General features: G+C 66.7%; 12 protein-coding genes. 4 read left to right on the top strand and 8 right to left on the bottom strand.

Annotated features, from left to right (window positions below):
• Positions 1–170 precede the first annotated feature (170 nt).
• The 6 genes from J2739_RS27690 to gph all read right to left on the bottom strand — a co-directional run bounded on the left by J2739_RS27690 (position 171) and on the right by gph (position 5,698).
• A complete protein-coding gene (locus tag J2739_RS27690) occupies positions 171–1,097 on the bottom strand; it encodes a pseudouridine-5'-phosphate glycosidase (RefSeq protein ID WP_405053980.1) in 927 nt (308 codons plus the stop codon).
• Between the two features lie 65 nt (positions 1,098–1,162).
• A complete protein-coding gene (locus J2739_RS27685) occupies positions 1,163–2,032 on the bottom strand; it encodes a quinone oxidoreductase family protein (RefSeq protein WP_309907728.1) in 870 nt (289 codons plus the stop codon).
• Complete coding sequence (locus J2739_RS27680; protein ID WP_309907726.1) at positions 2,029–2,832, bottom strand: alpha/beta fold hydrolase; 804 nt, start codon at positions 2,830–2,832, stop codon at positions 2,029–2,031. Before J2739_RS27680 ends, J2739_RS27685 begins: the two co-directional genes overlap by 4 nt.
• A complete protein-coding gene (locus J2739_RS27675; protein WP_309907724.1) occupies positions 2,829–3,836 on the bottom strand; it encodes a 3-hydroxybutyryl-CoA dehydrogenase in 1,008 nt (335 codons plus the stop codon). Before J2739_RS27675 ends, J2739_RS27680 begins: the two co-directional genes overlap by 4 nt.
• Positions 3,826–4,899, bottom strand: a complete 1,074-nt coding sequence (locus J2739_RS27670; protein WP_309907721.1) for an NAD/NADP-dependent octopine/nopaline dehydrogenase family protein — start codon at positions 4,897–4,899, stop codon at positions 3,826–3,828. Before J2739_RS27670 ends, J2739_RS27675 begins: the two co-directional genes overlap by 11 nt.
• A 94-nt stretch (positions 4,900–4,993) precedes the next feature.
• Complete coding sequence (gene gph / locus J2739_RS27665) at positions 4,994–5,698, bottom strand: phosphoglycolate phosphatase (RefSeq protein ID WP_309907719.1); 705 nt, start codon at positions 5,696–5,698, stop codon at positions 4,994–4,996.
• 100 nt (positions 5,699–5,798) lie between these two features.
• Between gph and J2739_RS27660 the strand changes: the two genes are divergently transcribed.
• The 4 genes from J2739_RS27660 to J2739_RS27645 all read left to right on the top strand — a co-directional run bounded on the left by J2739_RS27660 (position 5,799) and on the right by J2739_RS27645 (position 8,514).
• Positions 5,799–6,509 (top strand): autoinducer binding domain-containing protein, encoded by a 711-nt coding sequence (locus tag J2739_RS27660; RefSeq protein ID WP_309907717.1) that lies wholly within the window; start codon positions 5,799–5,801, stop codon positions 6,507–6,509.
• Positions 6,510–6,582: 73 nt separating this feature from the next.
• Positions 6,583–7,005 carry a DUF4902 domain-containing protein gene (locus tag J2739_RS27655; protein WP_309907716.1) on the top strand — a complete coding sequence of 141 codons (423 nt, stop codon included), beginning with the start codon at positions 6,583–6,585 and terminating at the stop codon, positions 7,003–7,005.
• A 91-nt stretch (positions 7,006–7,096) separates the two neighbouring features.
• Positions 7,097–7,666: an acyl-homoserine-lactone synthase gene (locus J2739_RS27650; RefSeq protein ID WP_309907714.1), complete on the top strand. Its 570-nt coding sequence runs from the start codon at positions 7,097–7,099 to the stop codon at positions 7,664–7,666.
• On the top strand, positions 7,624–8,514 hold the full coding sequence (locus J2739_RS27645; RefSeq protein WP_309907712.1) for a hypothetical protein: 891 nt from the start codon (positions 7,624–7,626) through the stop codon (positions 8,512–8,514). The genes J2739_RS27650 and J2739_RS27645 overlap by 43 nt, the downstream gene beginning before the upstream one ends.
• A gap of 64 nt (positions 8,515–8,578) precedes the next feature.
• Here the strand turns inward: J2739_RS27645 and J2739_RS27640 are convergent, their stop codons facing one another.
• Together J2739_RS27640 and J2739_RS27635 are read right to left on the bottom strand one after the other, a co-directional pair.
• Positions 8,579–9,511 carry an OmpA family protein gene (locus J2739_RS27640; protein WP_309907710.1) on the bottom strand — a complete coding sequence of 311 codons (933 nt, stop codon included), beginning with the start codon at positions 9,509–9,511 and terminating at the stop codon, positions 8,579–8,581.
• A gap of 16 nt (positions 9,512–9,527) precedes the next feature.
• Positions 9,528–11,471, bottom strand: a 1,944-nt coding sequence (locus tag J2739_RS27635) for a YadA family autotransporter adhesin (protein ID WP_309907708.1), incomplete at its 5' end; no start/stop codon positions are given.

Genomic DNA, 11,471 nt, shown 5'->3' with positions numbered 1-11,471 from the left:
CCGCCGGCAAGGCAGCGATCTTGTTCTTCACGGGGGACTCCCTTGTTTTTGGTGCCGCGGACTGTAGTCGCGCCGGCAGCAAAAACAAACTCGTTCTTTGTCGCGCAGATCTTGCGAGCACCGAAAGGCCGGAAATTCGCGAGCCCCCAGACAGGAGACCCTGACAAAGATCAGGCCTGCATGCTCGCCAACGCCAGCGCCAGCCGCGCGCCCACTTCGGCGTTGTGCTTCACGAGCGCGATGTTGGTGGTCAGGCTGCGGCCGCCCGTCAGCGCCTTGATGCGCGCCAGCAGGAAAGGCGTCACGGCCTTGCCGGCAATGCCCTGCGCCGCCGCCTCGGCCAGGGCCTGGTCGGTGAGCGCATCGATCTCCTCGCGCGGCATGGCCGCCGCTTCCGGCACCGGCGTGCTCAGCACCACGCCGCCCGCGAGGCCCAGCGCCCACTTGGTGCGGATGAAGCGCGCCTGCGCCTGCGCATCGTCCAACCGGTAATCGGCACGGAAGCCGCTGTCGCGCGTGTAGAAGGCCGCGAAGTTATCCTGCCCACAGCTGAGCACCGGCACGCCATGCGTCTCCAGGTACTCCAGCGTGAGCCCGATGTCCAGGATCGACTTGGCGCCGGCGCACACCACCGCCACCGAAGTCTTCGCCAGTTCCTGCAGGTCGGCCGAGATGTCGAAGCTCTGCGGCGCGCCGCGGTGCACGCCGCCGATGCCGCCGGTGACGAAGACCTCGATGCCGGCCAGCGCGGCGCAGACCATGGTCCCGGCCACGGTGGTGGCGCCGAGCTCGCGGCTGGCGAGCACCGCCGGCAGGTCGCGCCGGCTGACCTTGTGCACCTGGCCTGAACGGCCGAGCAGTTCCAGTTCATCGTCCGAGAGTCCGATGCGGATGCGCCCGTCGATCAGCGCGATGGTGGCGGGCTCGGCCCCCAGTTGGCGGATCGATGCCTCGACCTCGCGCGCGGTGCGCACGTTCTCCGGATAGGGCATCCCATGCGCGATGATGGTCGACTCCAGCGCCACCAGCGGACGGCCCGCCGCACGCGCAGCTTCCACGGGCGCACTCAGCGCGAGCCAGGACTCGGCAATGTCCATGTCGATGCTTTCTCCGAAGTGGCGTGATACGCAACGATCTTAGATCCAGGCGCCGCGCACCGACCTCACGGAACCAGCACCGCCCTGCCCCGGTGTCCGCGCTGCGTGATCCATTCGAGCGCGCTCGCCGCCTCGCCGAGCGGGAAGCGCTTCACCTCGAGCTTCAACCTTCCGTCCGACAGCCGCGCCAGCAACGACGGCACGGCGGCGCGGCCGGCGGCATCGCGCCGGAACATGTTGAGCGGCAGCAACGCCACGTCGCGCTGCAGGAAATGCGCGATGTTCAAAGGCAGCAAGTTGCCGGCCGTGTAGCCCACCAGCACCGCGCGGCCGCCGGGCGCGACATGGGGCAAGGCCGCCTCCAGCATCGGGCCGCCGACGGTGTCGACCAGCAGATCCACCGGCTGCCCGGCCGCTTCCTCGGCGCGCGCGAACACGACGGCGCCCGTCTCGCGCGCGAGCTGCACGGTCATCGAGCCGACCGCGCCGGTGGCACCCGTCACCAGCACGCGCTCGCCGGCGCGCAATCCGGCGATCTCGTGCAGCGCCACCCAGGCCGAGGTGCATGGCGAGAAAAAGGCGGCGCCGAGTGCCATGTCGAGCCCGTCGGGCAGCAGGCCCAACGCCTCGTCGGGCGCATCGATCAGCTCGCACCAGGTGCCGTTCTCCGTCGTGCCCAGGCCGCTGCCGCGCAGCCACACGCGCTGGCCCGGTGCGTGGCGATCGCTCGCGACCACGGTGCCCGCGGCTTCGACGCCGGGGATGTAGGGCAGCGGCGGATGCGCGAAGAAGGCGCCGCTCCAGACCGTGCGATCGATATGCCCGACTGTGGCCGCCGCCATGCGCACGAGGCTTCGGCCAGCGCGCGGCTGCGGCTCGGGCAGTTCGTCCAGCACCGGTGCAATGCCGAAGCCGGAGATGCGCACTGCCTTCACGACAGCGGCTCCAGAAAGGACAGCACCGCGCCGGCGAAGGCCTCGGGCAGCTGCTCCGGCAACGGCACCATGCCGCCTTCGATGGCCACGATGCGGGCCTGCGGGATGTGGGCCTTCAGGTCGTGGGCATGCGGAGCGGCGAAGGGATCGTCGGTCGCGCGCAGGATCAGTGTGGGCTGCCTGATCTTCGCAATGCGCTCCTCCATCCGATAGGCCGCGACGGCGCGATGTCCCTCCTCCATCCGGCCGCTCACCTTGAGCGCGTCCATCACGAAGGCCTCCAGCAGCTCGGGCCGGCCGGCCGGGTAGAAGCCGGCGCGCTTCTGCCACAGGGCCGCCAGGTGACTGCCGTCGCCGCTCATCGCCACCTCGTCGATGGGCGGGCGTTGGGCCCGTGCGCTGCGGAAGGCGGCGTCGGTGTATGGCGTTGACGAGAGCACCAGTCCGTGCACGCGCGCTGCGAATGCGCTCGCCAGCTCGACCGCGATGACGCCGCCCGTGTGATGGCCCACCACGTGCGCGCGGGCGATGCGCAGCGCATCGAGCAGTTCGACGGCCACCCGCGCCCATTGCTCGATGCTCGCGGGCACGCCGCCGTCGTCCGAATCGCCGAAGCCCGCGGTGTCCATCGCCACGGCACGGAAACGGCGCCCGATCAAGGGCAGCACGTGGCGGTACTCGGCCCAGCTGCGCGGCGACTGGTGCAGCAGCAGCACCGTCTCGACGCGCGGATCGCCGCAGCTCGCGTAGTGCACCTGTCCGACCGACAGATCGGCGAAGGCGCGGCGGATCTTGGTCATGGCTGCGTCTGCTCGGCCGGTGGGCGCCACAGCCCGGCGTGCTTCAGCATGCCGAGCGTGCGCGCCAGCACATCGCGCCGGTAGGCGCCCAGGTCGCGGCCCGCGTAGTCGTAGAAGCCGCTGCCGCTCTTCAGGCCCAGCCGGCCCTCTTCCATCATGCGCTCGAGGATGGCCGGTGCGGCATAGCGCGCAGAATCGATCGAGCCCGACATCTCGCGGCTCGCGTGGTGCAGGATGTCGGCGCCGCCGAAGTCGATGAACTCCACCACGCCCAGCGCGGCGAAGCGCAGGCCGAGGCCGTAGCGCGTCGCCTTGTCGATCTCCTCGGCAGTGGCGGCGCCCTCCTCGACCATGCGGGCGGCCTCGTTCATCACCAGCGCCTGCAGCCTCGGCACGATGTAGCCCGGCGTCGGGCCGCACACGACCGGCAGCTTGCCGATGGCTTCCATCAGCGCCTTGGTGCGCGCGAGCACCGCGGCATCGGTGCCGGGGTGGCAGCTCAGCTCCACCACCGGGATCACGTACGCCGGGTTGAGCCAGTGCATGTTGAGGAAGCGCTCCGGCCTCTTCACCAGCGCGGCGATCTGCGTGACCAGGATGCTGCTGGTGGTGGAAGTGAGGATCGCGTCCTCGCTGCAATGGCGGTTGAGCTGCTCGAAGGCCTCGCGCTTGGCCTCCATCGTTTCGGGCACGCCTTCGAACACCAGCTCGGCACCGGCCAGCGCGCGCGGCGCAGCGATGGCGGGCACCAGCTCGACGCGATCGGCGATCGCGGGCACCTGCGCCGCATCGAGCACGCCCAGCTGCGCGAGGCTGGAGAGGCTGCCCTCGATCTCGGCGCGCGCTTCGGCGCGCAGCTTCTGCCAGGCTTCGTCGCTGCGCACGCGCAAGTCGACCAGCGAGATGCGGTGGCCCGCGTACGCACAGGCGATGGCGATGCCGCGCCCCATGCGGCCCGCGCCCACGGCGACGAAACGGGGTGCCGCGGCGGCCTCATTCGCCATCGTGCAACCTCGACTTCAACGCAGGCTGGTCGAGCTCCGCGAGGCCCAGCGCCTCGAAGGTGCGCGGGCCGCGGCGCAGGTCGCGACCGAGGAAGCCGCCGACGATGGCCAGCAGCCCATGCGCGATCGGCGCATCGACGCCAGCATGGCGCGCCGCCGAGGCCAGGAAGGCCAGGCCGAGCTCCGTGTCCTCGGTGATGTAGCGATGGGCATAGAGGTCGATGTTCTCGCGCCAGTCGCCCGACTTCACCAACTGCTTGTGGGCATCGCCGTACATCCACTGGTCGTTGTTGTAGTGGTCGGCCAGCGGATAGTGCGGTGCGCCCTGGCCGAAAGCCTCGCGCACTGCGATGCGCTCCTGGTCCAGCCGGTCGGTCACATCGCGCACCGCACGCTGCGTGCCCTCGTTGTGGATGTCCCAGCGCTCGAAGTGCTGCAGGGGCGCGGCGTTCATCACCATCAGCGGCGGATGGATGACCGGGCCGGCGTTCATCAGCGCGCCCGAGAGCGCATCGCCGCAGCCGTGCACGCTCGGGTAGGCCGCGCGGATCACCGCCAGCGCCTCGCTCTGCTTGCGAGCCGGATAGACGCCGGTGGGCAGGCGGATCGCGCGGATCGTGACGTTGACCTCTCGCTCGCCGTGCTTGCGCGCAAGATAGGGCAGCGTGCCGGTCTCGGCCCAGGCCACGTCGGCGCGGTTGCCGGCCTGCTTCACGATGCGCGCCATCACGAAGCTGCCGAAGGTGCCGGGCGGGAGGAACACCACCTGTCCATCCACCAGGTGCGGCGCCATGGCGCGGGCGATGTCTTCCTGCGCGATGGCGGGCGTGGGGATCACGATCAGCGAAGCGCCGCGCAGTGCCTCGCCGATGTCGGCCGTCGCCAGCGCAATGGGGACGTCGCGCGCGCCGCGTGCATCCTTCAGGCGAATGGAGCCGGCCCGGCGCACGGCTGCCAATGCATCGGCATCACGGCGCCACAGGCGCACCGAATGGCCGGCTTCTGACAGGTCGGCAGCGGCGGCATAGCAGCCATGGCCGCCGCCCAGGATCGCGATGTTCATAGACAAAAAGTGTTGTGGGCCACGGGCCGCCGAAACGCAAGTTCGGCGGGCTCGTCGATACATTACTTTTCATCTATTTGACTGTCAACTATCGTCAACCCGACCCGAGCACGCCCGCGAGCTCGGCCAGCGAATCGACGAAGCCATCGGCGTCCACCTCGCGCACGGGCTGGCCGTGGTTGTAGCCATAGCTCACCAGCACGATCGGGCAGCCGGCGGCGCGCGCGGCCTGCGCGTCGTTGCTCGAATCGCCGACCATCAGCGTGCGCGCGGGCGCGCTGCCCAGGGCTTCGCAAGTCTTCAGGAGCGGCAGCGGGTCGGGCTTCTTGCGCTCGAAAGCCTCGCCGCCGAAAAGGTGCTCGAAGTAGACGTCCAGGCCTTTGGCCGCCAGCAGCGGGCGCGCCAAGGCGATGGGCTTGTTGGTCAGGCAGGCCAGCCGCAGGCCGTGGGCCCGCAGTGCAGCCAGGCCTTCGACGACGCCGGCGTAGATCGGCGCATGCTGCCCGTTGATGGCGAGGTAGTGGTGCAAGTAGCGAGGCCAGGCTGCATCGAAGAGCGCGGCATCCGCAGGGCGATCGCCGCGCACGTGGCGCAGCACCGAGCGAATCAGGTGCTCGGAGCCCTTGCCGATCGTCTGGCCGATCGCCTCCGCAGTGATCGGCGGCAGGGCGAGCTCGTCGAGCATGCGGTTGAGCGCCACGACGAAATCGCCGAGCGTGTCGACCATGGTGCCATCGAGGTCGATGATGGCTGCGTCGAACCGCGTGAGGGGCAGGGCTGCGAGGTTGCGAGTATGCAAACTAGGTCTCCAAAATCGTGGTTAATTCTGCCTGGGGAGGTACGGGGAACAACCCGGCTGGCAAACTGTTTTCGATTTGAAGTCCCTCGGGAGGCGCGTCATGAACAACTGGCAAGAAGATTTGCTGCGCATCGTTGCCATTGCGCCCGGCGAGCAGCAGATCTTCGACGAAATCATTGCCGCTGCGCACGGCTTGGGCTTCGAGTACTGCAGCTACGGGCTTCGATTCCCGTTTCCGCTGTCGAATCCAAAGGTGTTCACCCTGTTCGAATATCCCCGGGATTGGGCCGAGCGCTACCGGGAAGCTGGCTACGTCAGCACCGACCCGACGGTCGCGCATGGGCGGCGCACCAGGACGCCTGTGGTCTGGAGCGATGAACTGTTCGCCTCCGCGCCGCAGCTATGGGCGGAGGCGCGATCCTTCGGGCTGCGCGTCGGCTGGGCCCAGTCAAACCTGGATGCCAATGGTGTGGTCGGCATGCTGACCTTGTCGCGTTCGGGCGAGGCGCTGTCGGCGAGCGAGCTCGAAGCCAAGGAAGGGAGAATGCGATGGCTGGTCAACATCGCGCACCTGGCCCTGACCCAAGCTCTGTTGCCCAGGGTGTGCGAGATCGATGAGAGGCTGACCAGCCGTGAGCTCGAAGTTCTGAAGTGGACCGCCGACGGAAAGACATCCAGCGAGATTGGGCAGATACTCGCGATCTCCATCGATACGGTCAACTTCCATGTGAGCAACGCCACCACTAAGCTCGGCGCTGTAAATAAGACAGCCGCAGTCGTGCGAGCCGCAATGCTCGGATTGCTCAATTAACGTGACTGCGGGGCGCCCCCGGATTCTTCGGTATCACCGAACCAAGGCACAGCCACTCTATAGAGTTCGTTCGATGAGAGATCTCGAATCTGATGCACCAGCGCATTCCGATGGTCTGCTTCGGCTTTCAACGCCAGGACTGCAGATCCTGCAGTTAACACATTTGGTGTCGGGCATCTATGACGAGCAGACCCTGCCGGCACTGCAAGCATGCGGTCGACCCACCACGATTACCGGCTACACGGAATGGATCGATGCAGCGGGATCGCCCGCAACGCTGGGCTGGGACTGGGAGCTGCGGTGCATGCCCGGCCAAGCCCGATGGCATCGCCTGAGCCTCCCTTTTACTAATGTGCTGCTGATCAACGACCAGAGGCGCGACTTCCCATGGCACCGCAACCTGCAACGCCTCGCCGATTGGGTGGACACCTTGGCGTGGGCGGAGCCGTTGCGCACTGCCCTGCTCCTTCGATACGCATGCCATCCAGGCCATTAACTATTTCGTTGCTGAGGTTGTCCTACCAACATTGGTAGTTTCCATCCACCTCTGATTTGGGTGAAATACCACCCATTACAAAGGAGTCAGGGTGGAATTCACTACAGGCACATCACACGAGTTACCCGAAGAAGTTCTTGTCGGGCTCGCTCAATACCGGCACAAAGTATTCGTCGAAACGTTAGGGTGGGATCTGGCCACACAGGCCGGGCTGGAACTCGATCAATTCGATCGGCCGGACACTCTCTACGTGGCCGCGCGCGAAGAGGGGCGCTATGTCGGCGTCGCCCGCTTGCTGCCCACGGTGCGGCCCTATCTGCTCAGTGAGATCTTCCCGGAGTTGATGGGGGACTCACCGCCACCGAGCTCCGACGAAGTCTGGGAGCTATCGCGCTTTGCGGCGATTGACTTTCAATCCAATGTCTTGTCAGGCCAGTTCTCGTCTCCGACGACTGTCGGCTTATTGGAAGCAGTTCGTTCCTGCGCGCTCCGGCACGGCGCGAGCCGCCTCATCACCACACTCTCCTCGCCGGGCATCGAGCGCCTGCTCCGGAAACTGGGCTACCTCGCCTACCGCGCCGGCCCACCTCAAATCATCAACGGACATCCTCTCTTCGCATGCTGGATCGAACTCAACAACACTTCGAACGACTGCCGCTGATGGCGGCCACGCCCCGCACCGCCGATCGGCCCTGCCGCATCACGAACGATGCAATGAAGCCACTCGCGCACACAGTGGCACGCTTCTGCGGCACGCTGGCCAGGCTGCCCGACGGGGATGGCTCGAAGGCCCAACTCGTTGCGTGCCGCAGATCAGCCTTTCAGGTCATGCCTTCCGACCCCTATGAACAGGCTGTCCACGTGCGCCGGCGCCTGGCTCATCTGGCCGCTGGCATCGACGAGGCGCGCGCCGGAACGATCACGAACACGCAGCGCTCGCTGCGCCAGCTCCAGCATGCGTACCGCAGCTTGCAAGGCTTGATGATCGGTGTGCCCGATCGCCTGCTGAACTTTGAACCGGGATCAGGGCGATGCACCATCCGCCATGTTCTGCAGAGGGCCTTGGCCGGAACAGCCATGCCAGCGTGCTTTGTCCAACACATCTCTTCAACGGCGCCCTGCGCCTGTCGGTCCTGCCCGGGGACACTCTCGGCAATTTTCGAGATCGGCGAACACGTCTATCGCGCCGTGGTCGAAGGGCTTCGCGACGCTCCGGACTTGTCGTTCGAGCCAGGCACCACGCGCGGCGGGTCGCTGTCGCTCATCATCCATGCCCGGGTCGACAGGCTGAGTCGGCATCTGCTGGATCATCAAGTGGAACTGAGGCGGCTGCTGAAATCAGCCGGACATCGCCGCACCCTCTCGATGCGCCTGGCGCACAGGATCTTCATGGTGCTGGGCGATGCAGAGGGTGCCATGATCGGTGCCGAATCACGGTTCGAGGGCACGTGCCAGCCTTTGATTGACCTCATTGCGGCACGCACCGATGAACTGGCACGTTATCGCTGATTTCGCGTATGGCAAGCCAGGCTGAAATCAGCCTCGGTTACGCCGCCGGCCAAATCGACACTGTTTAGATCGGCACTGCTCCAGTGACTTCAATCTCGACGCGGCGATTGGGTTGCAGGCAATCGACGAGCGCGGGCGTTTTCCTGGAGCCGGGGCAGTCCACCACCGGGCTTGTCTCACCCGCGCCAATCGTCCTGATCAGGCTTGCATCGATGCCAGCGCGGACCAACAGGTCACGGACGGTGTTCGCTCGCTTCAGGGACAAGGTCTCGTTGTAGGCGTCGCTGCCGATCCGATCGGTATGGCCGGTCACGGTGATTGCCTTGATCGATGAGAAATTGCGCTGGATTTCGCGCGCCAGTTGTTCAACCTTGCGTCGACCTTCGACCTGCAGATCGGCCGCTGCGCCGCCGCCGAAGCGGAACAAGCCGTCCGTGCTCAGGCTGATCTTCTGCGGCTTCAGCGGGACGGGGGGCGGCGCAGGCAGCGGCTGCACCACCGGCTTGACCGGCGCTGCCGCAACCCTGGCCGTCCGCGGGGTCACCAATGCCTCGCACTCCCCCGTCTTCCAATAGGCACCGGTGCTCACCATCGCGTCGTTGAAGCGCACCATGTACTGGCAGGTCATGAACTCGGGCCCGTTGCCGGTGTGCAGGTGAAAGATGTAGTTCCACTCCTCCACGCCCCACAGGCCTTCGCTGAAGTGCGGCCAGCTCAACAGCTGGCGGATCTGGTCCTTGCCCATGCCCGGCTGGACCTGGCGCAGGTTGTCCAGGTTGGGGAAGGCGCCCTGCTGCCACTTGGCCGTTTCCAGCGACGGAAACTCGGCGGCACCAGGAGGCACAGGCTTGGCCGCTATGGCGGCCGCCTGGTCTTGTGGATCGATGGCGCGACCCGGCGTGCCACAGGCGGCCAGCAGCAGCGCAGACGCCATCCAGGCCATGGCGTGCACCATGCCCCGGCACGCGGGGCGGAAGCTCTCTTCTTTGTTGGTCATTGCCGACATCCTCGAATCAGTTGAAAACCCACTCGGCACCCACTGTGGCGGCAACACCGGCCCGGCTCATGCCCACGCCACCGGTGACGCTCCATCCGTTGTTCTCCGAAGTGCGGCGGAAGCTGATGCCCACGGCGGACTCGCCCTTGAAGACGGCCGAGCCCACGCGCATGACTGTCTTGCCGGGCACATAGGTGCCGGGCATCTGCGTGGCCATGGCTGACGCAACGCCGGCGTACGCAGTGCGCGCCACGTTTTCGATGCGGTTGTTGGTCGCATTCAACTGGTTCATGTTGACCGCATCGGTGCCGGCGATGCCGGGCGCCACGTTCGAGATGCGAGTACCGTTCGGCGCCTGGCCATTGCCCATGGTGACGCTGTTGTAGTTGGTGGTGCCGTCCGCGTTCTGGTCGTAGCGGACGCCGCCGTCCACGGCCACTGCACGCAGCTGCCGCACGTTGACAGCGTCCGTGTCCTCGGTACCTCCAGCGACATTGGTGATCTGACGCTCGTTGCCCGGGCTGCCCACGGACACCGCGCCCTGCGTGGAGGAGACGGCCACATTGGAGACCGCCTCGCGCTGGCCGTTCATGCCCGCCCTGCTGGCCACCGCCCCGGCACCGAGCGCAACGCCACCGGCGCTGGTGACCGTGGCCGCATTGCCGAGGGCCGTGCCGCGCACTGCATTCAACGCCATCGCGTTGTCACCGAAAGCCGCACTGCCGCCGCCGGCCTGTGCGCCTGCGCCGACAGCCACCGAGTTGGTCGCTACCGCGCCCGTGCCGATCGCAATCGTGTTGAGGCCGCTGGAGACGGTGTTGAAGCCCATGGCGATGGAACCGGTGTTGGTCGCCTGCGCGTTCTGCCCGATGGCCACCGACGATGCGCCCGAGCTGTTGCTCTGCTGGCCCACCGCGACGCTGCCCGCGCCGCTTGCGCTGGCGCGATCGCCCGCCGCCACCGCGCTGGCACCACTCGCCGTCGACTGCGGACCCATGGCCGTGCTTTCGGCACCGGTGGCTGCTGCCCCGGCTGCGGTCGAGTTGGCTCGGAAGTACTTGCTGTAGGCGTACTCGTTCTTGACGTCCTTCGAGAGGTTGTCCAGCGAATAGCTGACGCCTCCCAGCGCATCGCCCACGTTGTTGTACGTTTGAGCCGTGAGCGTTCCATCGGCCTCGACCCTGTTGATGTTGTAGGTCGGCCCGGTGACCGTGCCGTCGGCGTTCACCGTTGTTCCGCCGCCGAGCGCATCGGCAAAGGGCCGTAGCTGGGCGACGTTGACGGCATCGGTGTCCTTGGACCCGGCCGCTACATTGGTGACTTGGCGCTCGCCGCCATTCGCGGAGCCGACCGAGACGACGTTACTGCGGCCATCGTCGTTCGACTGACTGCCCAAGGCCACGGAGTTCTTGCCACTGCTGATCGCTCCCGATCCCACGGCCGTGCTGTCCGGGCCACTTGCCGAAGGTGCGCGGTAGATGTAGGCCGACGGATTACCCGTGATCCACTTATTGGCAGCATCGAACGTCGCGGCATTCAGCTGGCTGACGTTGACCGCATCGGTCAGCGCCACGCCGTCCGCGACGTTGGTGATGATCTTCTTGCCAGCGTCGATGCCGGTGGTCGTCACGCTCGGGCCGTTCGCAATGGTCAGGCCACTGCCATCCAGCTTCACATCCGAACCGACCGCGACGCCGCTGTTGTCGATCTTCGTGGCACCGGTGGTCACGCTGGTGAAGTTCACGTCATCGGCCGTTTCCACGTCGATCGTGCTGCCGTTGCGGGTGACGCGGATGTTGCCCGTCTTGCTGCTGGTGAAGTCCACCGTACCGCCCGGGACGATGTTCTGCGGCGTGGCCTCCCCGTTGGCGCTCAGGTTCCAGCCCTTGCCTGCCGTCGTCGCGACATCTTCGATGGCCTGGTTGGTCGCAAACAGCTGGCTGCCATTGACCGCGTCCGT

The sequence above is a fragment of the Variovorax soli genome, assembly GCF_031454625.1.
Taxonomy (GTDB): domain Bacteria; phylum Pseudomonadota; class Gammaproteobacteria; order Burkholderiales; family Burkholderiaceae_C; genus Variovorax; species Variovorax soli_A.
Note: the sequence above shows the minus strand (reverse complement) of the source record. Positions and strands in the feature narration are given on the sequence as shown.